Source organism: Oceanobacillus sp. B139/18 (genome assembly GCF_055524595.1).
In genome coordinates, this window is sequence record NZ_JBVFXI010000005.1 from 242854 (window position 1) to 269512 (window position 26659).

Below are 26659 nucleotides of genomic sequence, written 5' to 3' on the forward strand. Positions count from 1 at the left end.
CTCTCCTTTCCTTTGTGTATGTGTACTGTTATTCCTTCACAGACCCTATCAATACTCCTTTTACAAAGAAACGCTGCAGGAACGGGTAAACAATCAGCAGCGGCAGTGCAGATACGATAATCACCGCATATTTCACAAGGGAAGCTGTCTTTATTTGATCTGCAAAGGACTGCGCGCTTCCGGCAGCACTGGACGCACTGTCTGCACTCACTTCATTCAGGATGAGAATTTGCCGTAAGATAAGTTGGAGCGGAAATTTATCTTCACTCCGCAAATAAATCAGCGCATTGAAATATTGATTCCATAACGCAACGCCGTGAAATAATGCCATAACAGCAATGATTGGCATCGATAACGGCAAGACGACTTTAAAAAATAAATAAATATCACTGGCTCCATCGATTTTAGCTGCTTCCACCAGCTGATCGGGAATCGTCTGCTGAAAAAAGGTCCGCGCTACGAGAATCGACCAGGCACCGACTACTCCGGGAATCACAATCGCCCACATCGTATCCAGCATCTGCAGATTGCGGACGACCAAATACGTAGGAATTAATCCGCCATTGAATAGCATCGTAAATAAGATAAACCAAAGCCAGGCTTTTTTGCCCATTAATTCTTTCCGCGATAACGCATACGATGCCGGCAGGAGGACAAACAAGTGAATAATGACGCCGACTGCTGTATATAGAATGGTGTTTTTGTATCCTGTCCAAATCGCATCATTCTGAAATACACGCTGGAAACCCTCAAACGTCAAATCTACCGGCCATAGCCACATCTTCCCTGTGTTTACAGCATGAGGATCACTGATGGACGCACTAATCACAAATATCAGCGGATAAATAATGATTAACGTCACAAGCAAAACAAATATTAAATTAAGCCGGTCAAAGGCTTTATCCGACAAACTGAACCTGGACATCACGCATCTCCCTCCTTACCATAGGCTGTTCTCGCTAACTTTCCGTGCAATTTGGTTCACAGTAATCAAAAGCACGATATTAATAGCTGACTCAAATAACCCGACAGCGGCAGCAAAGCTGTATTGTCCTTCCAATATCCCTGTCTCATATACAAAGGTTTGAATAACGTCCGACGTCTCTGAATTCAGCGTATTCTGCATTAAGAGTACCTTTTCAAACCCGATTTGCATGAAATTACCGATATTCAAAATAAACAAGATAACGATTGTCGGCATAATACTTGGAATATTAATCCTTGTAATCCGCTGCATCCGTGTCGCACCATCTACTTTAGCCGCCTCATGTAATTCCGGGTTCACGCCTGCCAGTGCAGCAAGGTAAATAATCGTGCTCCATCCCAGCGTCTGCCATTGACCGGACCATACAAAGATATGGCGGAACCAGTCTGGACTGGTCAAAAACGGAATCGTATCCATTCCAAGCGCACGTAATAAGTGATTTATCAAGCCTGTATTCGGGTCCAGAAAAGCTACCAGCATCCCGACAACAACGACAACCGATATAAAATGCGGTGCATAGGTCAGCGTCTGTGTCCATTTTTTAAATGCACCATTTCGGAGCTCATTAAATGCTAACGCTAAAATAATCGGCAATGGGAACAAGACCAGCATATACAGGTTTAAAATAATGGTGTTTTTGAGCAGTCTCCAAAAATAATAGGAGCTGAAGAAACGTTCAAAATGCTCAAACCCGACCCATTCGCTTCCCCAAATGCCAAGTGTTGCAAAATAATCCTTAAAGGCAATCTGCACACCGTACATTGGTATATAATGAAATATAAAAAAGTACAAAAAGACTGGCATCATGAAAAGGTATAACTGCCAGTTGCGCAGAAAATTCTTTTTGATAACGGCTCCTCTACCCTTTTGTATGGATTGATTTTTTGCCATCTTTCCGTTATCCCCCTTTTTTCTATGGAATTTCCCTGCTAAATGAAACACAGCAGCAGCGAAAATCCATTCTTGTTTCTTATGTAATCCATCTCATGATGTACCCACTTGTAAAAAAAGAGAGGGCATGAGATCTACTGCCCTCTCGATGTGAATGAACCTTTTTAAACCTCTGCTTTAATTAGATTGATAGCGGTCATATGCAGCCTGGTAAACCTCCTGCAATTCTTCCATTCCCATTTGCTCGATCGTTTGGATATAGCTATCCCAGTTATCTAAATCTTCATCACCTGTAATAAACTTGTCGCGCATTTCTTCTACATACTTATTAATGTCCTCACCTGTTGATTGCAGAATACGGTTTTCCTCTTCTGTGAAAGTAAACCTCGGCCATACCTCATCAATGACTTGCGGCTCAATTTTTTCAGCTGCTTCCATTGATTGCGGTGCGGTTTCTCCTCCTTGGAAGTAATCTGCTTTAATAATTCCGCTGATGGAACCAAGCCAGGTTAAATCCTGGGCAATCGCCTGTTCAAATGTCATATCACCCTCCGGATTCAAAATATGATCACTATAAACGGCTTCTCCATCTTCTATTTCAAATGTTTCTCCTTCTACACCCATATAGTAAAGCTCTGCACCTTCATCTCCATAGAAATGATCCATCCAGCGGACCGTTGCAGCCGGGTTCGGGTTTTCACTGGTAATCACCAGGTTATCTGGAGTCCATACAGAGGATGAAAGTTTATTATAAGACTGATGCCCGTCTGGACCTTCTAAAGCTGCTAAACTATTATATTGCGAGCCAATCTCTTCCCCGAATAATTCAATTGGATCATAGAAAATCATACTTCCATATAGATTATCCGATGCATTGGCAAGGAACTGGCCCCATTCAATGGTAAAAATGCTTTGATCAATTAATCCTTCTTCGTACAGCATATGGATGTATTCCAGCATCTCTCTATATTCATCAGCGGTTGCATAGTAGCGCACCTTCGAGTCATCATTCGGATCTAAATCCAAGTTTGTGTTGGAGGCACCATGGTTCATTACGCCGAACGATCCAGACAGCCATTGAACAAGCTCCGCAATGTCTGTACCTCCATAAGGAATCGTATCCCCATTTCCTACTGGATCAAGTTCTTTTACTGCCTTTAAATATTCATAAAAATCTCCTGTCGTTTCCGGAATATCCATATCCAGCTCATTCAGCCAATCCTCATTCACCCAAGGTCTTGCACTGAGCCGTAAAGAGAGAAAATCATCTTCAATGAGCGATGGCATGGAGTAGATATTACCATCAGGGAAAGTAATTGCTTTTTCAATTGTTGGGTCATTCTCCATTAAAGCTTTTAAATTTGGTGCATATTCATCAATCAAATCATTTAATGGCAGGAACGCCCCTTGGGAACCGTATCGTAATAAATCCGTATTTGACAGCTCTGCAAGGAAGAATGCATCTGGCAGGTCACCACTGCCCAATGCCAGGTTTCTATTCTCCTCCAGAGCATCCGGGCTTACGGAATTCCAATTCACATTAATGTTTGTTAAATCTCTGTACGTATTCCAGATTAAAATATCATTCCAGTCATTGCCTTCATTTTGTGCGGGCTTGTTCGCAAAGATAGTGAGCTCTAATTCCTCTTCTACGATTGGAAACCCTGTCGCATTGACATTATCGCCGCCCGCTGCTTCGCCTTCCTTACTATCACCGTCATCTCCGCTGCTGCACGCATATAAAGCGCTTACAAAAACAAGTGTTGCGATGAAGAAAAACCATTTCTTTAACATAATGAACCCCCTTTTAAGTAGGTAAAAATGTAAAACAAACTTTTTCTAACAAACAACTGCCATCTTCATTTTTTAATTTAGTTCCTTCCCCCTTTAATCAAATAATGTCTAAGATGTCATACGGATTATTTTGCTTATTCAAAATAGTACCACTATTATCCTGAAACGTCAACATAACATTATAATGATTAATATAAATATTTTGTCTTTATTTGTCGGATGGCTTATTTTCTCACCAATTTGTTCTTTTAGAATGGATTCAAAATGCTATAAAGCAACAATACAAACTGGAGACTGTATAGAAAATGTATTATCTATCATGGAATAGGTACCATTCATTTGTTTGAAAACAGCCAGGTTGTTACTGTGCTGGTGACAAACAAATAATTGATTATCTACCCATTGGTTACTACAAAAATGTCTTGGCCATTCGCCGCCTGCAGAAATAGAGCCTTCCTTTTCCAATGACCCATTTTCAGTTACTTTAAAAAGACTCAATGTATCTGATCCCCGATTAGAGGTAATCACCTTGCCATCCAAAAATTGAATTTCTGCTCCATAATTTCTTATTTCACGAACTGTTTCCACCGTTTGAATGCACTGTAAAGAGTCCGACGGAACCGCATATTGATAGACAGATACGGTGGATTTGTATTCATTGACCACATATACGATTGGCTTCTCCGGGTGAAAAGCTACATGCCTCGGTCCTGCTTTTTCCGGGACTGTCAAGCTTTGAAAGGGAAGTAAACTCCTCCGCTCTTCATCCCATTGATACAGATAGATGTTGCTTTTACCAATATCCGTCAGCAGGAAAAGGGACGTTTCTGGAATTTGCCGAACGGTATGGATACGGGAAGCCTGCCTGTTTTCAGAGACAAAAGCAATATGCTCTGCTTCTTCCTGCAGATCTCCGTTATCATCCAGTGCAAAAACAACAACACCTGCATTCGAATAATTACTGATAAATAAATACTTTCCGCAGGCACTCACCTCCGCGTAGCACGGACCGCCATGTGTCGGCAAACGCCTTCTTTCCTTCAGACGATGGGCTTCATAGTCCAGTTCATAGCAAACTACCTCTCCATCCGCTGCTTCACTGATGGCATACACACGGTTTTTCACCGGATGCTTCACTAAAAAGGATGGATTAGCAATTCCGGCTTGTTCCCCCAGAGGTGTCACTTCACCTGATTCAGCATGTATATTCAACCAATGAATACATGCCAAATCTACTTCTCCATAGCAGCCGACAAGTACTTCTGTATTCCGTTTATCCATGAGGCATCCTCCTTAATAAATTGGCAATACATGAAAAAATACGTTAGGGGAAGCCATCCGATAATAGTAGCTGCACCAGCCCAAACCGCTGGACTCCTCCACATTCGGAGAGAAATATAACCGCTCCTGCTCCAGTTCATCGATTGCCTCTAAATCTCCTCTTACATACTCCTCGATTCTTAAGCGGGCAGTATCTAAACGCTGTAATAATCCTCCATAACGAATATCTATTACTTCCCACCCAAAAGGTTTATTCAACGACAGCCACTGCTTCCGATGCGCAGCATGCAATTCCTTCACACGCCCTGTCACTTCCGGGATAACCTGTCGGGCAATTTCCTGCAGCTTTTCCTGATTCCCTGCATCATAAGCTGCTTTCAGTTCGACACCGATATCCCCTTTTTTAGCTAAGACCCAACACAGCTTCTCCGGCACATCAAAAAAGCGCTCTGACGCCTGCTGGTTATACTGCTGGATTTCCTCCGCCAGCTTCTTATAGAAATTTCCGACAGGATTTTTTTCGACATGTTTATCAAATAATCCCAGCAGCACATCCTGCCATAGCAGGAATTTAGAAGGGTTCGTCTGTAAGGTGTTCCCTTCGTCTACCCCTGGCGGCTGATCCATTTTATTCAAGGCCAAAAGCGCTTCTGGATCCATACCTGTACAAAATAACGTACGTTCCTTCACACGGGTTATATCGATTTCGGTATGATACGCATGCTCAGCATAGAATTGCAGTCCATAAAGTGCATGGTACACATTGCTCTCATAGCCATCGTCTCCCCAAAGCGTTACAAATACATCGCCTACACCTTCCTCCTTGCAGACAGCAAGTGCCGGCTCACTTGCAGTCAGAGAGATTTGATAATTCGGGGCAAAGGTATTCCACACCCACATTCCCCCTGCAAATGCCGGTGTACTGCCAAACCGTTTTAATTGCTGCAGCATCCGCTGATAATGCTCCCTATCTGCTTGAGCATACTGCCAATACATATACTGCACGTTATCTGGCAGCTGATTCACGATATACTCTGGTAAATCTGTGGTTTTGTCATAGCTGTCCCCCGTTTCGGAAGCCAGCTTTAAAAACATATCGCTCCACATCACCACACGCAGCTGATACTTATCCGTTATTTCCACGATTTTATCCAGATGTGCTTTCATCAGTTCAAAACGATCCTTGAAACCATGGATATTTAAATATCTGCCTCGTCCCACCTCTTCCGCTTCGTCCATACCAATATGAATGCGATTGCTACGGAAGGGCCTGGTTGCAGAAGCAATCATCCGGTCCAGCAAATCATACGTAGCATTACTCTCTAATAACAGCGCACCCCGCGTATCCTTATAGGTATAAGCCGCATCCCATTTCAGAAATTCCTCTAAATGCGCCAACGTCTGGATACAAGGAATCAGCTCGATACCAAATAGATTTGCATAATTATCCAGTTCCCGCAGCTCTTGTTCACTATAACGCCCGCGCATATAACCAAAATAAGGCTCTCCGTCTACTTCATACGTGTCCTCCATGTACAGCATTGCCGTATTATGTCCCATCACCGCTAATTTCCGGATGAAGTCCTTTAGCGTAGACAGCTTCATCGTCATATTACGCGATAAATCAAACATAGGCCCTACACTGGAGAATTGCATCGTCTCTTGAATATGGATTTGTTTATTTCCCTTATTCCACTGTTCTAAAATCAAGCCAAGCGCTCTGAAAAAATGGCATGGCTCATGGTAGGTAACCGTGCCGCCCCCTTCATCAAAAGTTATTATTAACCCGTTGATACGCTCATCCTGCCTCCCGGTCAGTACAATGCCGCCCTGTTCTGCAAGACGGAATGCATAGACCTCCTGCAATTCTACAATTCCTGCGTGTAAGCTCACTGCATCCCCTTTAATTGAAATTTCCATTTATCATCACCCCTTCATATCTATGCTGTTCCCCTTTAAATCATAACGTTATAATGTATTATTTGATAACAAATCTCTTTTAAAGAGAACAGCAGCATTCTAATTTATTGTTTTGAAAACCCTTTCAAGTAGTTAATTTCGACTTTTTTTTGGAAACTCCTTCTTTTTCAACAACATTTTTCTTATCTATTTTTTACAGCATCAGAAAAAGCAATGAACTATATGTATTTCAACACAGCTCATTGCTCTTTATTTATTCCTTTGCCATCGCAAATTCATGCTCATCTAATTTTTGTTCTTTATCATTGTTATTCAATGCAAAAATCGAGAAGATAACAAATAATACTACAATGGAGCCTAATATATAGAAGGTCGTTTCGTAGTTAGTCAAATCATAAATCCAGCCGACTAATGCAGAGAAAATGATAACCCCAATTTCACTGGAGACCTTAAAGCCGATGAGATAAACCGTTGCAGATAACCGCACATCGAAGTTTGCAGCAATATATTTAAATACCGCAATCAATAAAATCGGTAATTCCACTGCGTGAAGCATTTTCATGAATGAAATACCAAATCCGCCTGTTACCATGGCAGAACCAATGATACGAAAAGCCATGATACTTCCTGCCAATACAAGCGAGCGCTTAATTCCGACTTTGTTCACAATAAATGGTGCCAGGAATAAGAAAATCGCTTCGACAAATACTTGTATAGAGTTCAGAATTCCGTAAACGGTGTTCCCATCCGTACCTGCCCCGGAGAATAGGCTTACAAAGTAAACTGGGAAAAGCTGCTGATCATATACCGTATAAATACATACGGTTCCAAACAGATAAATAATTAAAAACCAAAATACTTTATTTGAAACTAAAAAGCGAATATCTTTCATTGATATATTGGAGACACTTTTTTCTTCTGTTTTCGTAACCTCCACTTTAAAAAACACATTAATCAAAAGAAAGATAATTCCTGTTCCCGATGCAATCCAGAAATTAATATGTGGATTAATACTCATTAATGCCCCTGCGCCAATAGCAGAAACAGCGTAGCCTAATGAACCCCACATCCGTGCTTTACCAAATTCAAAATCGTATTTACGGCTGAGTTTTTCTGTAAAGGATTCCAAAAATCCTGCGCCTGCTATAAACCCTGCGCCTAAATAAATAGCACCCAAAGCTGCTCCTAAGTAAAAATTATTCAAAAGTAATGGCTCATAGACATAAATAACAAATGGTGCAATAAGAACAAGTACCACACTCTGTATCCAGACAAGATTTTTCTTCGTCCCCAATTTATCCTGCATATATCCATAAAGAATCATGAAGAATAAAGAAAAGAATGAGTTAAACGAGTAGATTGTTCCGACTTGTGCTCCTGTTAGTCCAAGACTGTTATTCAACCAAATCGCATAGAAAGACCACCAGATAGACCATGTGATAAAGAAGAAAAATAGATAGCCAGATGAGATCCAATATTTACTATTTTTTAAAAAATCCATATTTATTAAATCCTTTCTTTGTAAAGCAAGGAGGAGCTTTTCTTACTCCTCCATTCAGTTATGTTTATTTCCAAATAGAATGCAGCTTTGTCCATGTGACAGTGTCTAATTGCAGCGTTTCATTTACTGTAGAAATTTCCAGCTTTGTTACTGTTCCTTCTGGATAAATCAAGTTTGTTGATACAGTTAAACCATCATTTAAAAAGATTTCTGCAGATGATCTGTCAATAATTACTTTCAGATTCTGAACATCCATTCCATGTAAACTGCCTTTTATTTCTTTCGGAAAATCTGCTGAAAAGTCAACCAGCCCATCCGTACGATAGAATGTATAAGCATCTTCTTTATAGTCTAATTCTAATCGGAACGCTTCATCTTGATCTGTAACTAATTGCACGCTCCACTTCGTACTAGCTGATGCTGTTGAAACCTGCAAATCTACTTGAGCAGTATCACTAATTTCGTAGCTTTCCGGCTTACCAGGATGAACAGTTTCATCTTTATAAGAAACCTCTTCCCTGCTATTATCTGCGGTGATGGCCTCTTGCTTTAATAAGAGACTTCCATCTTTTTCAAATAAGGAAAGCTTCCGCGCCAGACTCATTGCGCTGCGCCATGGCGAGACCGGGACAACTCCCGCATACTGCCAGTTATTCATCCAGCCGACCCAGTAAGTATCCTCTGTATTGTCCCAGCTGACAGCTGCATAAAAATCTTTTCCTGCATCTGCCCATTTCAGTTCATCTTGCGGTGTTTCATTCGGGTGAAATTCTTTCCCATCAAAACTTCCAGTAAAATAATACACTGCGGAACCGCCGTTAGGCCCGTCTGCATTGATGCTTACAATAAGTATCCATTCTTTTTTAGAACTGTTCTCTACTGGTAAATAAAGCAGGTCCGGACACTCCCAGACACCGATATAGGAAGGATATTCTTTTCCAAATGAAGATAGATAGGTCCAATCAATTAGATTTGGCGAGCCATAAAACTGGATATGGTCCCCACAAGCCAATACCATGACCCATTGCTTGCTTTCTTCATGCCAGGAAACCTTTGGATCACGAAAATCTTTTATTTCTGTGTTTGGAATAACTGGGTTCCCTTCATACTTTATCCACGTTCTTCCCTTGTCCTCACTGTAAGCGATACTTTGCTGCTGACTTGCACCATCATGTGTGAAGATGGCGACTAATCCGCCGGCATCGCTTTCAAACAAACCACTCGTATTATTTTTATCTACGACTGCAGAGCCTGAGAAAATCGTTCCCAATTCATCTGGTGCTAACGCAACCCCATGCTCTTCCCAATGATACAGGTCTGTACTTGTTGCATGTCCCCAGTTCATATTTGCGTGGTCATTGCCATGTGGATTGTACTGGTAAAATAAATGATACTCTTCTTCGTAATAAACGAGGCCATTTGGGTCATTCATCCAATTTTCCTTTGGTGTGAAATGTAATTGCGGACGATGTTTTTCTTGATATAGCATGTAAATCTCCCTCTCTTTAGAAATGTTATTCTTATGAAACTGTGAAATAATATTTGTTGTTCTATGTAGTATTAACTTATACTTTGAATATAATGTCAACCGGTTGACATTATATTCATAAATATCTTTGATTTAAAACTTATAATGTAAAATATCTCTAAAAAAGAACAATTTAACTGGCATAACTATGTGAAATCCAGTTATAAAAGCTGGATTTCACATAGTTTGAATGAATTCATTAGCAAACGTTTATTCCAGTTATTTCTATTATTTAATTCCTGTTCCAGACCCGCCAAGACCCTGCAGAATATATTTTTGCGCCAGAATATATACAATGATTAACGGAATCGTAGATATCGTTAAAATCGACATAACCTGATTCGTAAAAACCGGTTCGGTTGTATTAATATTTGTTATTGCTACTTGTAACGGGAATTTCGACGTATCTGTCAAGACCATCAATGGCCATAAATAGTCATTCCAGCTGGCGATAAAAGAAAGTGTACCAACTGTTGCAATGGCTGGTTTGGACATAGGCAGCACAATTCTCCAAAAAATGGTCCAGTTGTTTCCCCCATCAATCTTAACAGATTCAATAACCTCTTCAGGCACCGCTTTAAAGAAATTCCTAAATAAGTAGATAAAGAATATATTTGCAATTAACGGCAGGATTACTGCTAACCGTGTATTTAAAATTCCTAAACTATGAGCTACGGTAAACTGTGTAATAATAATCGTTTCCACTGGTACAATCAACAGTGCAAGCATTAATGCAAAAAGAATTTTCTTTCCCCGGAAATGGAACCGGGCAAAAGCATATCCAGCCATAGCATTGACAACAATGGATCCGCCTGTAATCACTACTGCATAAATAACACTGTTAAAAATATATTGTACAATATCGAATCGGTTAAATAGTTCTTTATAAGACTGCAGCCAATCAGATGGATTAAGCGACGGGAGCAATGCTTTAATTCCGTTCATATCTGTATAGATACTGGCTTCAGGCTTCAATGAGGAGACAATCATCCAAATTAAAGGAAATACAAAGATACATGCGATTAATATAAGTACTGTATATTCGATAATTCTTCTAATTGGTTTTTTCATTAGTTATCGTCCTCCCTTGAAACTCTGCTTTGGATAAGAGTAACAATTCCGATTACAATCCCAAAGATAACAGTCATCGCACTGGCGTAACCTATCATCCGATCAGAGAAACCAGATTGATAGATATAGTAAACAGGCGTCATGGTTGCATTCATTGGTCCGCCTTGTGTCATGACCATCGGCTGTATAATCAGCTTAAAGGCAGATATTAATGTCGTAATCATAATCAATATAGATGTAGGCTTTAATAAAGGCAATGTAATGTAGTAGAATTTCTGCCATTTATTCACTCCATCTATTTTTCCTGCTTCATATACCTCTCCAGGAATATTCTGAAGCCCCGCTAAAAAAATAAGCATTTGATAACCAGCCCCCTGCCAAGCAGATACGAATACAATAGTAACCATAGCTTGGGTCGGACTGCTTAAAAATGGTTGCGGATCTATTCCTACATTAAGAAGTATATTATTAATCAAACCTTCTGAAGGATTTAATAAATATAACCAAAGGACAGAAATAACAACGAGCGACAAAACAACTGGCGAGAAGAAAGCAACTTTAAAGAAGATATTTCCTTTACGCTGTTTGTTAATCAATAAAGCCAGGCCAAGTGCTGCCCCAACTTGAATTGGAATAACAAGTACTACAAATAAGGCAATGTTCTTTAAACTTTGTATGAAAACAGGATCTTTAAAGATTGCTATAAAATTTTCAAGCCAAACAAAATTAATATCATTTGGTGTTAATAAATAGTAATCTGTAAATGAATAATAGATTGCTAATAACGATGGATAAACTAGAAATAGCCCTAGTAATATTAATGCTGGCGCTAAAAAAATATAAGCTGCTAAATTCTCCTTCTTTTTAATATTCATTTCCTAAACCCCTTTTAAATATTTCAGCTTAGTAAAATACTAAGCTGAAATATTCTTAATATAATTCGGTCTAACGTTCTTCCTGTAATTTTCTAGATTAATCTAATGCACTCTGAATTTGTGCTGCCTTGTCATCAAGCAACGCTTGAATGTCACTATTTTCTTCATAATAAGTTGTGTCGCTTATTGTATCCTGAAAAATACGGCTTACTTGCGGGTAATTAGGCAGAAGCGGACGAGCTTGTGCAGACGCTGCGTTCTGTTCAATTAAAACATTCATTTCATCACTTACTTCATCTGTAATTTCATCAATTGCCGAGTAAGATGCCGGCAGAACACTATTTGCTAATGACATCTCTGATAATGATTCCGTAGATACCATAAAATCAATTAATGCTCCTGCTGCTTCCTGTTTTTCAGAAGAAGCAGACATTGCATATTGCCAGCTTCCTGATGGTGATACAAGTTCACCTGTATCTGGAGACGTTGGATATGGCATCACACCGTATTCAATATCTGGATATTCTTCAAGCTCTGCAATTGTCCATGAGCCGCCAAGCTTCATTGCGTATTCTCCAGTATGGAACCCTTTTTCCACCGGTGTAATCGTACTGTAACCATTTTTCACCATATCCTGGATAAATGTGAACGCTTTGACGCCATTCTCGTCGTTTAAAACGCCTTCAGCTGTTGTGCCGTCTTCAGAAACGACATCTCCACCTTGCGACCATAAGAAAGGAGTAAATGCGTACATTAACCATTCGCTCTTATCGTCGAATCCCATATCAATAACTGGCTTGTCAAATTCATTATGCAATGTTTCATTCAGTTCTATGAATTGATCCCAATCCCACGGCTCGTCCACTGTCGGCAACGTTTCCAAGTCTATTCCCGCTTGTTCAAACATTTGCTTATTATAGAAAATACCTACTCCAGATTCTGAAAAGCCGACTCCATACATCTGGTCATCGTACGTACCTTGTTCAATAATGCTCGGCAGTAAATCATCTTTGTTGGTGAGATATTCATCGACTGGAGCAATAATTCCAGATTCTGCATATGCTGCTGTATTCGGACCATCTAATGTTAAGACATCGGGTAAAGTATCTGTTGTTAATGCTGCATTAATTTTATCTTCATATCCTCCACCACTTCCGCTGCGGGGAACAAATTCTGCTGTTGCTGTATATTCTCCTTCATATTCTTCATTGAAACGGTCAATTGTATTTTGCATTGCTTCTCCTTCAGGCGTTTCTAATGAAGTATGGAACCAAACAACTATCTCATTATCATTTGCTTCAGAGCTTCCTCCATTGCCACAAGCTGCTAAGAACAAAACTGCACACACGACACCGACAAGTACAGATAACTTTTTCATCACTAATCCCCTTTTCATTTTCAGTTTATTGTAACTGCTTACAAAAGATTATATGACAACCGGTTTCATATGTCAACCGGTTGTCATATACTTTTTAAAATTTTTACAAGCTTATGGCATATTGTTAATGTCTTATTACAGGCAAGTCTCTTACGTTTAAATTTATCTATAATAGCAAAAAGAGATGAACCCAGGCTGGCTAATCACCACCTCCGATTCATCTCTTTTTTTCATCTATTTTTTCATCGCTAATGCAATACAGCCTTTTACCCCTTGATCGTCATCTAATCCCGGGGCTACAATCAACTCATCTACATTCTCTACTTCTATATAGCCGTTCAACAATTCCATAAATTTTTCACGAATCATTGGATAGAGCTTTTTCTGCTTCATTACTCCGCCGCCAAGAATAATTTTTTCTGGAGAAAGAATAACAAAATAATCCAATATAGCCTGTGCAAGGTAATATGCTTCTATTTCCCAAACATGATCCTCATCAGCTAATTCCGCTCCCTTGCGTCCATAACGCGCTTCGATTGCCGGTCCTGCAGCTAATCCTTCTAAGCAGGCTCCATGGCTTGGGCATGCTCCTTCAAAATCATCTTCCGGATGTTTTTTTAATATAACATGGCCCATTTCCGAATGGTTTCTTCCTTGAAACGGTTTGCCATCTTGAACAAGCCCAGCCCCAATACCTGTACCTACTGTTATGTAAAGACAGCTGGAGGCATCTTTTCCAATACCGTATTCATACTCTCCCATACTCGATGCAATAACATCTGTATTAATAGCTACCGGTATATTAAAACGTTTTTCTAATTCTTCCAAAAGAGGATAATAACGCCAAGGAACTTTCGGGGTGTTTTCAATCGCGCCATAGTTTTCACTGTCTGCCCGTAAATTGATTGGTCCAAAAGCTCCTACTCCCATTTTTTCAATCGAATACTTAGAAAAAAATTCTTCCACCCGTGCTAATGTTTCTTCAGGTGTTGTTGTCGGAAAAGCAGTTCGATCTAAAATGGTTCCGTCCGGATTACCTACTGCACATACAAACTTTGTTCCACCTGCTTCAATTGCTCCTATCATTTTGAAAACACTCCTTATCTATCACTCTTATTGTTTGATTATTATAGCAGATTTTTCTCATTGGGATATTATTTCATCCTTTTTTCTCCGTCTAAATAGGAATAAACATATTGTTCTTCATGTTACATGACCTGTTGTTTTCCCTTTCCACAGGGAAACCGGGAATGTTTTTTCTTTCAAATCATGGGGCTTCCCATCAATCTCCTGAATCAATGTTTCCACAGCATTTTCTGCAATTTGATATGTAGGCTGAATAATCGTCGATAAATCAGGATAAATCGAACGAATCAGACCTGTTCCATCATAACCAATAATTTTTAAATCCTCAGGTATTTTATAACCCAAACTTTCAGCATACTGTAAAGTACGAATAGCTAATAAATCATCACTGGCAAATATACCATCCACATCTGGATTTTCCTTAAAAAGCTGTTTTATAATATCAATATTGCTTTCTAAATAAGCAACATTCGGTACATGATACGTTAAAGGTATTCTTCCTGCATCATGCATCACTTTTTCATAAGCGTATTGTCTTTCATTTGCTGGTGTTTCCAAATTCACATCTCCATTAATATGAATGATATTTTCACATCCGGCTTCTATCAACTCTTTCGTTGCCATTTCTCCGCCTTGAAAGTTATCTGAGCTGACAACATGAATATTTTCCGATAGATAATGATCAATCACAACTGCAGGAAATTGCTGCTCCTTATCAACTAAGCCGCGATTATACGTGACAACAATTACCCCATCTACTTGATTACGCTGCAGCATGTCCCAATATTTTTTTTCTTTTTCTGCCTCTTGCAAACTGTTGCATAACAAAACTTTATATCCTTTGTCATTACATATTCTCTCAATATTATCCACTAGCTCACCAAAAAAAGGATGGTTAGTAGAAGGTACGATAACACCAATCAAGTAGGTACGCTTATTATACAGTGAACGTGCAAGGTCATTCGGTATATAATTGATTTCCTTCATCGCTGCAAACACCTTTTCTTTCGTTTTGCTGCTGATGTATCCTCTATCGTTCAGTACACGAGAAACTGTTGTTGGAGATACTCCAGCAACTTTCGCGACATCCTGAATCTTAGGTTTCATAAAAATCTTCTCCTTTTGGCCCGCTTTCATTTATCTATTCTTAATCATATAGTCTTTCTGTCTCAACGTAAAGAATGGGTGTTAAACTGCACAAAAACAGCCTGATAAGATATAAATGTTTTATACCTTACCAGGCTGTTAGCTGCTAAACTACAACGCTTCCTTCACCTCATCCGGCAATTCCGCTTCACTTACTTCATCATACGAAGAAACTTCATTATCCTTATTCACGTAGAGCATCAGATATGCTCCCTGACGCAATTCCTTCTGGGCGGAAAATTCAACCTGAATTTCTTCCCCATCCTCTGTATAAGCCGGCTGCTCATACCAATACGTCTTCATTACTTCACCATTATCCAGCTTATCTTCTTCCGTATATGCTGATTCGTCGATTTGAACGTAAGCATTATCCTTCCCTGTCCGATTAAAGTCTACCGTCATCAACACTACAACCGCAGCAACAAATAAAACTACAACACCAATTACTAAAGCCATTATTTTCTTCATTTTACCCCTCCTGTGCGGCGGTCTGGGTGATTGTTTTATTAAATCCCCGAACCGTAACCACGTAATATAAAATATAAATCAATGTATAGGCAGCCATCCAAATAATAACCGGCTCCCATAAATTCATATCTAATAAATTAGAAAACGCCATCAAAGCAACAGCTCCATGCATCAGACCTAATACCAGCGGTGCTAAGAAAATAAGACCGACTTGATAACGGACGGTTTTTTTCATTTCTTTTTTAGACACGCCGATCTTATATAGAACGGTATATTTATCCTTATCTTCTTCCGCTTCCGTCATCATTTTAAAGAAGATAATGCTGCCTGTAGCCACTAAAAATACCAGCCCCAAAAAGCTGCCGACAAATAACATCGCCCCCGATGATTCGATGGAATCCTGATAACTTTGGACAGCACTGGAGAAATGCTCTGTTTTTGCTTCCAGCTCTTTGGAAAGCTCTAAATGTTCCTTATAATCAGCGGTTTGTACAGCCTGATAAGTGCCTTCCCCGCCGTCCAGCTCTTGAAATGACGCATCATCCATCACTAAAGTTATTCCTGGCAGAGTTTGAATATTGAACAGCGGTTGTTCAAAAAACTGATCCACCGCTTTCACGTCATTACCTACTTCTACCGTTTCTGCTTTCTCTTCCAACCGTTCATCATAAAAGGGATCAGCCATGATGACTTCATCGTTTGCTAAATCAACATTTTCTACATCCCAGCCGAGCGCTTCTGTCAGCCTCATAAACGTTTCTTCGTCAATGACATAATAGGACTGATCATATACTTCTCCTTCTACGGTAATGTCCTTCGCCTCAAAGCTGACCGCATCTTCTACTATACCTGAATCGATGTCCTGTTCCTCTCCCTCCCACATAAAGGAGAAGGGTGTAAATTGTTCTACATTTTTTTCGGTATTATAATACGTCCCGAATATTGCTCCGCCTGCCGTAATCGTTGTCGCACTCAACGTTGCAATAATCGTTAATGTTTTCGCATTCCCTCGAATCCGGTAAAGAAGCTGGGAGGAGGTCATCAGATTAAGTCCTTTCCAAGCCCACTTCTTACTCTTTTTCAATAGATTTAAAACATAAACAAGCACACTGTTAAATAAAAGATAAGACCCTAAAATCGTTAAACCGATGATTATCAGCGGCATCGCTAAGCCGAAAATCCGCCAGGCGGAAGAGGTCATTAAATCCTGAAGCGCCAGCCAATAGGCTCCAGCTAGAGCGAGTACACCAATCAGCGCAGAAAGGATGCGTGCTTTTGGCTGTGCTTCCCCTTTTTTCTCCGCATGGAATAAATCAATGAGCTTAAATTTATAAATCACCCGATAACCGAGCAGAGAAGTAACTAAAAAGATCAGGAAGAAGACCACTACTGTCTCAATCACTGCCTGCATGGAGAACGCAAAACCGACAGATAATGATAAGCCCATTAATTTTAATAATAGAGCTAGTAAGGCTTGCGACAATAAGAAGCCTAACCCCACCCCGATAACTAATGCAATCAGTCCAATCACGATATTTTCAAAGAATAGTAAAAAACCAATCGATCGTTTACGTACGCCTAATAAGGAATAAAGCGCAACTTCTTTTTTCCTTTTTTTCATAAAAAAGGAATTGGAATACAGAATAAATATAGCCACAAAAATCATCAGTACAAATGCGGAAGCGCTCATCACCGCCTGCATTTGTTTCGAAGTCTCTGCCAATCCGCTGATATCGTCACTATGCTTCAGCATGGCAAAGGTAAAATAAATAATAATCGAGAAAATCGTGGAACCAATATATAATCCATAGCTCTTCATGTTTCTGCGAATATTTTTTAATGCTAAATCAAACAAGGTCATTCCCGTCACCGCCTGCTCCTGCCAATTCATCTAAAATCATCTGGAAGAATTCCTTTCGTGTATGCGTGCCGCGAATAAGCTCCTGCGACAGACCTCCATCTCTTATAAACAGAATACGTCTGCAAAAGCTTGCTGCATAAGCATCATGTGTTACCATCATCACCGTTGTTTCATGCGCTTCATTCAAATTGCTTAAGCTCTCCAGCAAATCGGTAGCTGACTTGGAATCAAGCGCTCCTGTCGGTTCATCCGCAAAAATAAGCTTCGGGTTCGACACGAGTGCACGACAGGAAGCAGTACGCTGCTTTTGTCCCCCGGAAATTTGGTACGGATATTTATCCAATAAATCCTCGATGCCAAACGAACGGGAAATAGCATTTACCTTCTCTTCAATTTCCTTCGCCGGCTGTTTCGCAATCGCTAACGGCAGCAGAATATTTTCCTTTACCGTTAAGGAATCTAATAAATTATAATCCTGAAAAATAAAACCTAAATGATCGCGGCGAAAATCTGCCAGTTTATCCTCTTTCATCTTGGCAATATTGTCTGCCTCTACATAAATATCCCCTTTTGTCGGTGTATCGATCGTTGCGAGTACATTAAGAAGCGTTGATTTTCCTGCTCCTGACGGTCCCATCACTCCGACAAATTCACCATGATCAATGGTAAAGGATATGTCTTTCAGCGCTTGAAATGTATTAGCGCCTTTTCCATATATTTTTTCAACACCATCTACTTTTAATAAATGCTCCATTATTTTTGCACCTCTTTTATATATTCCCTGTGAACGTTCTATATTTTTACTATAGACCTTCATCCTTAAACAGCCATCAATCTAACCTTACAAAATGTTTAAATCTCACTCATAGTTGACGAATTCCTGTTAAGATAGTAATAATTCAACTTTTTAGTAAATGATAAAAGAAAACCTCACTTTATATATAAATAAGAAAGGCGGGAACACAGCATGGAAAAGCCAAAAATTTTAATCGTGGATGACGAACAGGACTTATGTCAGTTAATGAAAACAGCTCTGCAAAAAGAGGGGATGACCGAAATTGCAACAGCCGGCTCTATCCGGGAAGGATGGCAGCAATTTGTTAAATTTGAGCCCGATTTGGCGATATTGGATGTGATGCTTCCGGACGGCGAAGGCTATGATTTATGCCGGAAAATCCGTGAAATATCACGTATTCCGATTCTATTTTTGTCCGCGAAATCAGATGAAATCGATAAAATACTCGGACTTGCTATTGGCGGAGATGATTATATTACGAAGCCTTTCAGTCCTAAAGAAATGGCTTACCGTGTGAAAGCGCAGCTGCGCCGGGCAGGTATCTATTCCATGGAAGCTTCCAGCTCGCACGCCCCAGCGCAAGCAGATAAAAATATTGGCGAATTTACGATTAATGGGGATGAAACAGAAATAAGCAAGGATGGCAGGGTGTTAGAGCTGACGGCGAAGGAAGTCGGCTTAATGGCGTGCTTTATGCGCAACCCGAAGCATATTTTAAGTAAGGAAACCTTATTCGAAACCGTATGGGGCGAAGACTTTTACGGAGCAGATAATACATTGATGGTGCATATCCGCAGACTGCGGGAGAAAATTGAAGAAAATCCTTCAGAACCCGCCTACATTGTTACGGTAAAAGGACTCGGCTATCGCTTTAACCCATAAACTGCTTCTATGTTTACATGATGAAGAGATTTTTATTTGATAAAGGAGAAAGTGCACCATGAAATGGAAACTCACCATTCGCTACCTTATTTCCATTCTCAGTATTGTTTTTATCGTCAGCATTGTGAATACCGTTATTCTGCTTGCGTTGATATTGTCTCAGCACAATGAGGATCCAGAAGATATCATTCATGATACAGGAGAAAACTTTACCCGTTCCTTCTTTTACTATTTGTCTATGGAAGACGGCGAACCTGTTGTATCCGAAGAAGGAAAGGATGCACTGACCCGATTTGGAGCCTGGCTGCAAATATTAGACGAAAATGGAAATGTGTTATCCGATGAATTCGCACCAGATAATGCGGCTACACACTATACACCGATTGATTTAGTTCATAAATATAAATATATGGATGATGATTTGAATACCTACTTTATCGGAGAATATGAGGGCTTCAGCTATATCATTGGTGTTCCGGATTCCAAGCAGCAACGGACCATTATTATGGCTGACCCGCAACAGTTTCTGACATACGCTTCCCAATTCCTAGGTGCGATTATTATAGTCGATTTAATTATCGCCTTTATTGTCGGATTTCTATTCAGTACCGTGCTGACCAAACCAGTCTCGCGCATCATAGAACGAATCAGCGAGCTGAAGGAAAGAAAATTTGAACCGAAGAAAATGAAGCGTCCAGGGGTATTTAAACGCGTTTTCTCCAACTTAAACGATGTATCTGAAACCTTGCAGGCTCATGAAAACGAACGGCAAAAACTGGAACAGATGCGTAATGAATGGATCAGCAACGTTTCACATGATATTAAAACACCGCTCGCATCCATCCGAGGTTATGCGGAGCTGCTAAGCAATGAGGATATCTCTGCAGAAGAACGCTTAGAATATGCCGAAGTCATTGAACGGCAATCACTCTATATGAAAGAGCTGCTGGATGATTTTAATTTAACGATGCGGCTAAGAAACCAGGAAATGACATTGAATCTTCAGGAAATCCGGGTAGAAGGCTTTGTCCGAAAAATGATTATTGATTTACTAAATGACCCGCAATTCCAAACACGTGACATTGACTTTAGCAGCTACGCACCCGAGTTAATTTGGAATATCGATCAGCATTTAATGAAAAGAGCTATACTGAACTTTATTTTCAATGCCTTGATTCATAATGATGAGAACGTCAAAGTAACCGTAGAAGTACAAGAAGACGGTATTATCATCCGCGATGATGGGAAAGGGATCAAGAAAGAAGAACAGGCACAAATTTTTGATCGTTATTACCGCGGCACGAATACGACTTCACGCGGAACCGGTCTGGGTCTGGCTATTTCAAGAGATATCATTCAGGCGCACGGCGGCATGGTGGAAATGGAGAGTGAAGTTGGGAAAGGGACGATGTTTAAGATTCGGATGCAATAATGTTTTGATTAGTGAATAACTGCTGTAGTCTTATTTTGTTTTAAAAAATATGATTCTTCCCCAAGAAATAAAAAGAAAAACATAAATAAATGTACAACAGGAATAGTATAACAGAGCCTTTGTTTTAACCAGACGATAGAGGGTACCACCCTATTGACAGAGAATCTGCGTTGAATTGTTGAATTAAAATAACGGTATAAACAAATATGCGTGTCGTATTCCCTGCTCATAGGAGAGTGCAAAAAAGAGCTGACTGACTATCAGTTCTTTTTTTATGTAAAAAAACCGCCATATGAAATCACATGACGGAAGAAAATTAGGAAAACCATTCTTTAATAACTGCTATAATTTCTTTTTATTTAAAATGACAATGGATAAGCAGATAAATAACAAAGACAAGAAAAGAGAAATAAGCATGGCAGGCATGTAATTTCCTAAGCTGGAAGCACCCTGCAAAAAGTTCATGTTTTCAGCAATAAGTGTAATCGGATTATAACGCTCGAACCTGTCAAAGATACTCACGACAAATAACAGAACTACAAATCCTCCAGTAAGCAATAAGCCTTCATAGCTGTTTCTGGAGATGGTTGAGGTTAAGTGTATTGTTGTTACTAACAAAATTCCAAAGATCCATAATGGAAAAACAGCCAGAAAAATATGCGGGCTATGATCATCTGTGAAATAATAAAGCGTGTAGCCCCAGGTCACAAAAAATGCTAATAACATACTACAAGTCCATTGGAAAATTAAATGAATGCTTTTACTGATTACAATCGTAGAACGCTTTAATCCTTTTGTAACAAGGTTAATCAACGTTCCTTTGCTCACTTCTCCGCTTATTGTTCCACTGAACAGCAGCGCAATCACGATCAATCCCATCTGTGTCATATTGTTGTAAAACTGTCCCCAAGAATCGAGAGAGGTGGGTTCCGGAATATCTATTGGCAATGTATCCCCAAAGCTCATCTGGAGAATATCCGGTGTTATAATCGCTATCAACGGGTTCATGATGCCCAAAATAAGAAAAATAGCTATTAATATAAACAATTTAGAGGTACGCCAGCTTTCCAAAAATTCTTTTTTGGAAAAGTAATAAATATTTCTCATTGAATCACCTCCAAAAAGATAGACTCCAGAGAAGGATTCATTTTTCTTAAAGAGACAGGCATCATTTTGTTAGCTGTAAAACTTTCTAAAAGCAATCCAGCTGTCTCTGCATAACCTTTATTATAAGTAATAATAACCTGGTTCCGTCCGTTTACGTTCTCAACCTCTGTGATGATTTCTTGTTTTTTTAAAGCATGAAACTCTGCAGCAAATGCAGTAAAATCAGCCTCCTCATCAAAAGCCAATTCTATTTGCGGTTTTGCATAGGTTTGCTTCAATTCTTCTATCGACGAATTTACCTTCAGCTTTCCTTCATGTAAAATTCCTACATAATCGCAAATACGCTCGACATCGCCTAAAATATGTGTGGAAAATAAAATCGTCATTTTCTCTTTTAACGAGGCTAAAAGTTCCAAGAATTCATTTCTTCCTTCCGGGTCTAATGCAGAAGTCGGCTCGTCACAAATAAGTAATTCCGGATCATTTAACATCGCCTGCGCAATCCCCAGCCGCTGTTTCATTCCTCTGGAAAAACCTTTGATTTTCTTTTTATTTCTTTCCAGACCTACCAGTCTCAACGTTTCCTGTATCTTTTGCTTTCGTTTTTCTTTTTTCAATCCAGTAATTTCACCGCAAAACGATAAATATTCTTCTGCAGACATGTAATGGTAAAACTCAGGAACATCTGATAAATAGCCTGTGATTCGATTCGTTTTTGTATTTCCAAAAGTAACCTTTTCTCCCCCGACAAATATATCACCTTTTGAAGTTTCTTCAAGTCCTAAAATCAGCTTCATCGTTGTTGTTTTACCTGTTCCATTTCCCCCTACAAAGCCGAAAATGGATCCTGTGGGGACACTTAAATCCAGTCCATCCAGAACCTGTTTAGAACCAAAACGTTTAGAAACATTTTTCACCTCTAAGATATTCATTCATGTTCTCCTTTCCCAAATACGAAATAAAACACGGGACCAATGATTTGGAGAAGTACAACGATAATAATCCACATGCCTTTATTGCCAAAACGGTAATCTGGATGTTTTATCACATGAACCAGTGCTGTAACCATCAATATAAGCTGCAGCATGATCAACGGTATGAGTAACGCTAAATGATCCATTAAAAATGAAATATCATTCATTTTTCTTCCTCCCCTTCCAAGAGACATTTCAACTGCCTATTTATCTGCTGAAATCTTTCTCCTTCCTCTAAATTTAAAAATAAGGGATTATCTACAACCGCATTTATAAAATTCTCTTTTACCAGCATAGAATCTCTTGGCATCTGATTACCGATATCCAGATTATTCAACCAATCATCCACTTGATCAAAATAATCATCCCCGTGCAGGACTAGTGGGAAATCCGTTACTTTTATTACCTTTGTAAATTCTTCTAGTATAGAAAGCGATGCGTCCTCCTCCTTCATTTGTGCATATCCGTAAGCGGCCGATAATTGAAAATTCATCAACGACACTGGATGCAACGATTCAAGGTCAAACGTTTCTGCTATTGCTTTCCCTCTTTGGACCGTCTCTTTAAATTTATCAGGAGCATGGATTAATACCTGCAAATAATTTGTAAATGCACTCATCACGATAATAATATATTGAAATAATGCACTTTGAAGCGTTCCTATGGCTCGATCCGTGTCTCCTTTCATTTGAAAAGCTCCGGAAATCAGACTCTCCACCGGAAGAATCCCAGGAGGATATTCTCCAAGAATTTCTAAGACCTGATCTGCTTCTTTTAAAGTAAATAACGAATATGCTTCCATCTTAAAAGCTTTTGTAATCAACTCCGGATCTTTTGCATGTGTACGTACATGGACAAACAAATCCTTCGCTTCATTCATATAATTTTGGTTTTTTTCCTCCAGATTTTCTCCTGGCAGCCGGTCAATATGATTTATGATAAGCAATCCCATTTGCAAAATAAATGGATAACAAGAATAATATCTGCGGATAAAGCTTCGGATAGACACCAAAACATCCTCTGCCAGCTTTGTTTCAAACGAACCCTTTAAGGAAGCATAAATACGTTGGATTTCTTTTTGATTAAGCTGTGATTCATATCCCAGCAAGGAATCAATGCTTACATTAAAGTACGCAGCAAGCAACGGAAGAGAGGTAATATCCGGATAGGTTTGCCCTGTCTCCCATTTGGAAACAGATGCCTTGGAAACACCGAGGAAATCTGCCAGTTCTTGCTGCGTAATCTTTTTTTGTTTTCTTTTTTCGGTAATGATAGGGCCAATGTTCATTCTCATAGGAACGCTCCTTTCCCTTTTATTGTATGCTTTATTATAAGGCTATTCAATGGAGTTATTGTTAACTATCAAAGCGATAAATCAACTTATGAGTTACTTTTTTTAAACACACCAAAAATGCCTGCAGAAAAATTTCTGCAGGCATTTTTAATACACTCTTTAGTGGCTTACACCGCTGCGCTTATATCCCGTATTTGCTTTCACTTTCACTTCTGCATAACGCTTCATATCCGTCTCCTTCGATAGAATCGTACCTAGATAACCACCCAGGAAGCCGAGCGGAACCGAAACAAGTGCCGGATTCGTCAGCGGGAAGATAGGCTCTCCTACAAATAAGGCCGCCCCTTCTACCGGTGAAAATACGCTGGGACTGATGGACACAAGGATTAATGCAGAGAATAACCCCGTCAGCATGGCCGTCACTGCTCCTGCCGTATTGAATCGTTTCCAATAGATGGTGTACAAAATAACCGGTAGATTGGCACTGGCCGCAATACAAAAGGCAAGCGAGACAAGAAAAGCCACATTTAAATATTGAGCAAATAGAGCTAAAACAATGGACAGAACAGATACAGCCAAGGATGCGTAACGGGCGGCTCTCACCTGCTCTCTTTCTGTTGCCTTTCCCTTTTTAATAATCTGTCCGTATAAATCATGTGCAAATGCGGAAGCTCCTGAAAGAACAAGTCCAGCTACTACCGCTAAAATCGTTGCGAATGCAACTGCTGAGATAAAGGCAAACAGGATGTCCCCTCCAATCACTTGAGCAAGCAATGGGGCAGCCATATTTCCTCCCGGATTTGCAGCTAATATGTTTTCATATCCAACGAATGCTGCTGCTCCGAAGCCTAAGAATAATGTCAACACATAGAAGATGCCGATAACCCATGTTGCGATAACAACAGAGCTTCTAGCCGTCGGCGCATCCCGCACAGTAAAAAACCGCATTAAAATATGAGGCAGCCCCGCAGTTCCAAGTACTAACGCCAGCATAAGCGATATCGTACTGAGCGGTTCTGTATATTGCAATCCCGGCATTAAGTATGCTTCTCCATGCGCTGTTACAGACTTCACATCCGTAAACATTTGCCCGATATTAAAATTAAATTTTAACAGGACAAGAAACGTCATAACGACCATCCCGGCCATCAGCAGAACTGCTTTGACAATTTGTACCCAGCTTGTAGCAATCATCCCGCCGAATAAAACGTAAATCGTCATCATCACACCAACAATCAGTACTGCCGCCCAATATGGAATACCAAATAATAGCTGAATCAAAGCTCCAGCTCCTACAAGCTGGGCTATCATATAAAAGGTGCTGATTGTTATCGTATTCAGCGCCGCTGCTCCCCGAACCTTACTGGCGTCAAAACGGGAATTAATCATATCAGCCAGTGTAAACTTGCCGAGGTTACGCAGCGGTTCGGCTACAAGGAAGAGAACCACTAAATATGCAATCAAAAACCCGATGCTGTAGAAAAATCCATCAAATCCATATAAAGCAATAGCACCTGCAATCCCTAAAAAAGAGGCTGCAGATAAATAATCACCGGCAATCGCCAGTCCATTCTGCATTCCTGTAAGTCCTCCGCCGGCAGTATAAAAATCTCCTGCTGTCTGCGTCTTTCTTGCAGCAAAGAACGTGATCACAAGTGTTAATATAACAATTGCCAAGAAGAGGATAACAACCGTCGCACTCATCGTCCTTCCCCTCCTTCTTCCATTTCTTTTATAATTTCATCTGCCTGTTTATCAAAAACAGCTGCTTTTTTTACATAAACCGTACATAATACCCATGTCATGATAAATTGGGCTAATGCAAACAGCCACACCCAAGAAATATCGCCAATCGCCGGCGTATTTAAAAATGTGGTATACGAAGTCAAAACCGGAAGTAAGAAATAAAATACCAGGAAAAAGATTGTTAATGGCACAATAAATTTTTTTCGATCGTGCATCAGCTTTTTAAAAGACTTGCTTTCTGTTACTTGCACGTAGTCAATCTCTTTTGCAGGGTTCTGCTTATATTCTTTTTCTGCACCCATCTGCATCCTCCTCGAAAATCGGAAAAAAAGGTTTTCTGACCGCTGCCCCTCTGTTAAAGAAAACTTAGTTGCACTTATGCAGGAAGTATACACTTTCTTAACTGCCAAAAAACCTTTTATCACCTTTAAGTCGTTAACCAGCTTCTTTCTATCTGAATCAATTACCGCTTCTCTGCCTTTTTCTTCATATCCCTTCAGCAGCTGCAATTGTCTCCTTGGACTGGCATTCCTCCTTCAATCCTTTTTAATCCCTTTTTGTAAACGCTTTCTAAATTATAAAGGAAGATGCTTATGTGCGTATGTATATTTGCTTCAACGGTTTAAATAAATGATTGAATGGT

23 protein-coding genes are annotated in these 26659 nt (G+C 39.8%); 2 read left to right on the plus strand and 21 right to left on the minus strand.

Features of this window, described 5'->3' with window-relative positions:
* Window positions 1-28: 28 nt before the first annotated feature.
* The 15 genes from ACZSMY_RS16080 to ACZSMY_RS16150 all read right to left on the minus strand — a co-directional run bounded on the left by ACZSMY_RS16080 (window position 29) and on the right by ACZSMY_RS16150 (window position 18539).
* A complete protein-coding gene (locus ACZSMY_RS16080) occupies window positions 29-925 on the minus strand; it encodes a carbohydrate ABC transporter permease (RefSeq protein ID WP_042529099.1) in 897 nt (298 codons plus the stop codon).
* 15 nt (window positions 926-940) lie between these two features.
* Window positions 941-1876 carry an ABC transporter permease gene (locus ACZSMY_RS16085; protein WP_040978049.1) on the minus strand — a complete coding sequence of 312 codons (936 nt, stop codon included), beginning with the start codon at window positions 1874-1876 and terminating at the stop codon, window positions 941-943.
* A gap of 177 nt (window positions 1877-2053) precedes the next feature.
* Window positions 2054-3670, minus strand: a complete 1617-nt coding sequence (locus tag ACZSMY_RS16090) for an extracellular solute-binding protein (RefSeq protein ID WP_193064477.1) — start codon at window positions 3668-3670, stop codon at window positions 2054-2056.
* 267 nt (window positions 3671-3937) lie between these two features.
* Window positions 3938-4951 (minus strand): lactonase family protein, encoded by a 1014-nt coding sequence (locus ACZSMY_RS16095; RefSeq protein ID WP_042529095.1) that lies wholly within the window; start codon window positions 4949-4951, stop codon window positions 3938-3940.
* 12 nt (window positions 4952-4963) lie between these two features.
* Complete coding sequence (locus ACZSMY_RS16100; protein ID WP_042529093.1) at window positions 4964-6871, minus strand: beta-N-acetylhexosaminidase; 1908 nt, start codon at window positions 6869-6871, stop codon at window positions 4964-4966.
* Between the two features lie 253 nt (window positions 6872-7124).
* Window positions 7125-8372, minus strand: a complete 1248-nt coding sequence (locus tag ACZSMY_RS16105) for an oligosaccharide MFS transporter (RefSeq protein ID WP_465147974.1) — start codon at window positions 8370-8372, stop codon at window positions 7125-7127.
* 64 nt (window positions 8373-8436) lie between these two features.
* A complete protein-coding gene (locus tag ACZSMY_RS16110) occupies window positions 8437-9861 on the minus strand; it encodes a glycoside hydrolase family 32 protein (protein WP_193064475.1) in 1425 nt (474 codons plus the stop codon).
* Window positions 9862-10128: 267 nt separating this feature from the next.
* Complete coding sequence (locus tag ACZSMY_RS16115) at window positions 10129-10971, minus strand: carbohydrate ABC transporter permease (RefSeq protein WP_042529088.1); 843 nt, start codon at window positions 10969-10971, stop codon at window positions 10129-10131.
* Window positions 10971-11846, minus strand: coding sequence for a carbohydrate ABC transporter permease (locus tag ACZSMY_RS16120; RefSeq protein ID WP_193064474.1), 876 nt, complete (start codon window positions 11844-11846; stop codon window positions 10971-10973). The genes ACZSMY_RS16115 and ACZSMY_RS16120 overlap by 1 nt, the downstream gene beginning before the upstream one ends.
* Window positions 11847-11943: 97 nt before the next feature.
* Window positions 11944-13224: an ABC transporter substrate-binding protein gene (locus tag ACZSMY_RS16125; protein ID WP_465147975.1), complete on the minus strand. Its 1281-nt coding sequence runs from the start codon at window positions 13222-13224 to the stop codon at window positions 11944-11946.
* 234 nt (window positions 13225-13458) lie between these two features.
* Window positions 13459-14310, minus strand: coding sequence for an ROK family protein (locus tag ACZSMY_RS16130; RefSeq protein ID WP_193064472.1), 852 nt, complete (start codon window positions 14308-14310; stop codon window positions 13459-13461).
* A 117-nt stretch (window positions 14311-14427) separates the two neighbouring features.
* On the minus strand, window positions 14428-15417 hold the full coding sequence (locus ACZSMY_RS16135) for a LacI family DNA-binding transcriptional regulator (protein WP_042529080.1): 990 nt from the start codon (window positions 15415-15417) through the stop codon (window positions 14428-14430).
* A gap of 150 nt (window positions 15418-15567) precedes the next feature.
* On the minus strand, window positions 15568-15924 hold the full coding sequence (locus tag ACZSMY_RS16140; RefSeq protein ID WP_193064471.1) for a YxeA family protein: 357 nt from the start codon (window positions 15922-15924) through the stop codon (window positions 15568-15570).
* A gap of 1 nt (window position 15925) precedes the next feature.
* Window positions 15926-17815, minus strand: coding sequence for an ABC transporter permease (locus ACZSMY_RS16145; RefSeq protein ID WP_332094077.1), 1890 nt, complete (start codon window positions 17813-17815; stop codon window positions 15926-15928).
* Window positions 17772-18539 (minus strand): ABC transporter ATP-binding protein, encoded by a 768-nt coding sequence (locus tag ACZSMY_RS16150; protein ID WP_256705287.1) that lies wholly within the window; start codon window positions 18537-18539, stop codon window positions 17772-17774. Before ACZSMY_RS16150 ends, ACZSMY_RS16145 begins: the two co-directional genes overlap by 44 nt.
* Window positions 18540-18752: 213 nt before the next feature.
* Here ACZSMY_RS16150 and ACZSMY_RS16155 point away from each other — a divergent pair, with 213 nt between their 5' ends.
* Window positions 18753-19463, plus strand: coding sequence for a response regulator transcription factor (locus tag ACZSMY_RS16155; RefSeq protein WP_042529071.1), 711 nt, complete (start codon window positions 18753-18755; stop codon window positions 19461-19463).
* Window positions 19464-19521: 58 nt separating this feature from the next.
* Window positions 19522-20895: a sensor histidine kinase gene (locus ACZSMY_RS16160; RefSeq protein ID WP_256705288.1), complete on the plus strand. Its 1374-nt coding sequence runs from the start codon at window positions 19522-19524 to the stop codon at window positions 20893-20895.
* Between the two features lie 342 nt (window positions 20896-21237).
* Here the strand turns inward: ACZSMY_RS16160 and ACZSMY_RS16165 are convergent, their stop codons facing one another.
* The 6 genes from ACZSMY_RS16165 to ACZSMY_RS16190 form a co-directional block, all read right to left on the minus strand.
* Window positions 21238-22002 carry an ABC transporter permease gene (locus tag ACZSMY_RS16165; protein ID WP_256705289.1) on the minus strand — a complete coding sequence of 255 codons (765 nt, stop codon included), beginning with the start codon at window positions 22000-22002 and terminating at the stop codon, window positions 21238-21240.
* Window positions 21999-22934: an ABC transporter ATP-binding protein gene (locus ACZSMY_RS16170; RefSeq protein ID WP_465147976.1), complete on the minus strand. Its 936-nt coding sequence runs from the start codon at window positions 22932-22934 to the stop codon at window positions 21999-22001. Before ACZSMY_RS16170 ends, ACZSMY_RS16165 begins: the two co-directional genes overlap by 4 nt.
* A complete protein-coding gene (locus ACZSMY_RS16175; RefSeq protein WP_256705291.1) occupies window positions 22931-23143 on the minus strand; it encodes a PLDc N-terminal domain-containing protein in 213 nt (70 codons plus the stop codon). The genes ACZSMY_RS16170 and ACZSMY_RS16175 overlap by 4 nt, the downstream gene beginning before the upstream one ends.
* Entirely contained in the window at window positions 23140-24270 is a 1131-nt protein-coding gene (locus ACZSMY_RS16180; protein ID WP_465147977.1) for a helix-turn-helix domain-containing protein, read from the minus strand. Before ACZSMY_RS16180 ends, ACZSMY_RS16175 begins: the two co-directional genes overlap by 4 nt.
* Window positions 24271-24429: 159 nt before the next feature.
* The gene (locus tag ACZSMY_RS16185; RefSeq protein WP_193064468.1) at window positions 24430-25974 is read right to left on the minus strand and encodes a solute symporter family protein; all 1545 of its coding nucleotides are present in this window, start codon (window positions 25972-25974) and stop codon (window positions 24430-24432) included.
* Window positions 25971-26318 (minus strand): DUF485 domain-containing protein, encoded by a 348-nt coding sequence (locus ACZSMY_RS16190; RefSeq protein WP_042535655.1) that lies wholly within the window; start codon window positions 26316-26318, stop codon window positions 25971-25973. Before ACZSMY_RS16190 ends, ACZSMY_RS16185 begins: the two co-directional genes overlap by 4 nt.
* Window positions 26319-26659: the final 341 nt, after the last annotated feature.

Bases quoted from the DNA above. Each gene is read 5' to 3' on its own strand.
- ACZSMY_RS16135 (WP_042529080.1), bottom strand. From the start codon at position 15,417: ATGAAACCTAAGATTCAGGATGTCGCGAAAGTTGCTGGAGTATCTCCA.
- ACZSMY_RS16155 (WP_042529071.1), top strand. From the start codon at position 18,753: ATGGAAAAGCCAAAAATTTTAATCGTGGATGACGAACAGGACTTATGT.
- ACZSMY_RS16115 (WP_042529088.1), bottom strand. From the start codon at position 10,971: ATGAAAAAACCAATTAGAAGAATTATCGAATATACAGTACTTATATTA.
- ACZSMY_RS16085 (WP_040978049.1), bottom strand. From the start codon at position 1,876: ATGGCAAAAAATCAATCCATACAAAAGGGTAGAGGAGCCGTTATCAAA.
- ACZSMY_RS16165 (WP_256705289.1), bottom strand. From the start codon at position 22,002: ATGAGAAATATTTATTACTTTTCCAAAAAAGAATTTTTGGAAAGCTGG.
- ACZSMY_RS16140 (WP_193064471.1), bottom strand. From the start codon at position 15,924: ATGAAGAAAATAATGGCTTTAGTAATTGGTGTTGTAGTTTTATTTGTT.
- ACZSMY_RS16080 (WP_042529099.1), bottom strand. From the start codon at position 925: ATGTCCAGGTTCAGTTTGTCGGATAAAGCCTTTGACCGGCTTAATTTA.
- ACZSMY_RS16145 (WP_332094077.1), bottom strand. From the start codon at position 17,815: ATGAATTGGCAGGAGCAGGCGGTGACGGGAATGACCTTGTTTGATTTA.
- ACZSMY_RS16090 (WP_193064477.1), bottom strand. From the start codon at position 3,670: ATGTTAAAGAAATGGTTTTTCTTCATCGCAACACTTGTTTTTGTAAGC.
- ACZSMY_RS16170 (WP_465147976.1), bottom strand. From the start codon at position 22,934: ATGAATATCTTAGAGGTGAAAAATGTTTCTAAACGTTTTGGTTCTAAA.
- ACZSMY_RS16185 (WP_193064468.1), bottom strand. From the start codon at position 25,974: ATGAGTGCGACGGTTGTTATCCTCTTCTTGGCAATTGTTATATTAACA.
- ACZSMY_RS16110 (WP_193064475.1), bottom strand. From the start codon at position 9,861: ATGCTATATCAAGAAAAACATCGTCCGCAATTACATTTCACACCAAAG.
- ACZSMY_RS16125 (WP_465147975.1), bottom strand. From the start codon at position 13,224: ATGAAAAAGTTATCTGTACTTGTCGGTGTCGTGTGTGCAGTTTTGTTC.
- ACZSMY_RS16105 (WP_465147974.1), bottom strand. From the start codon at position 8,372: ATGGATTTTTTAAAAAATAGTAAATATTGGATCTCATCTGGCTATCTA.
- ACZSMY_RS16175 (WP_256705291.1), bottom strand. From the start codon at position 23,143: ATGAATGATATTTCATTTTTAATGGATCATTTAGCGTTACTCATACCG.
- ACZSMY_RS16100 (WP_042529093.1), bottom strand. From the start codon at position 6,871: ATGGAAATTTCAATTAAAGGGGATGCAGTGAGCTTACACGCAGGAATT.
- ACZSMY_RS16180 (WP_465147977.1), bottom strand. From the start codon at position 24,270: ATGAGAATGAACATTGGCCCTATCATTACCGAAAAAAGAAAACAAAAA.
- ACZSMY_RS16130 (WP_193064472.1), bottom strand. From the start codon at position 14,310: ATGATAGGAGCAATTGAAGCAGGTGGAACAAAGTTTGTATGTGCAGTA.
- ACZSMY_RS16150 (WP_256705287.1), bottom strand. From the start codon at position 18,539: ATGGAGCATTTATTAAAAGTAGATGGTGTTGAAAAAATATATGGAAAA.
- ACZSMY_RS16095 (WP_042529095.1), bottom strand. From the start codon at position 4,951: ATGGATAAACGGAATACAGAAGTACTTGTCGGCTGCTATGGAGAAGTA.
- ACZSMY_RS16160 (WP_256705288.1), top strand. From the start codon at position 19,522: ATGAAATGGAAACTCACCATTCGCTACCTTATTTCCATTCTCAGTATT.
- ACZSMY_RS16190 (WP_042535655.1), bottom strand. From the start codon at position 26,318: ATGGGTGCAGAAAAAGAATATAAGCAGAACCCTGCAAAAGAGATTGAC.
- ACZSMY_RS16120 (WP_193064474.1), bottom strand. From the start codon at position 11,846: ATGAATATTAAAAAGAAGGAGAATTTAGCAGCTTATATTTTTTTAGCG.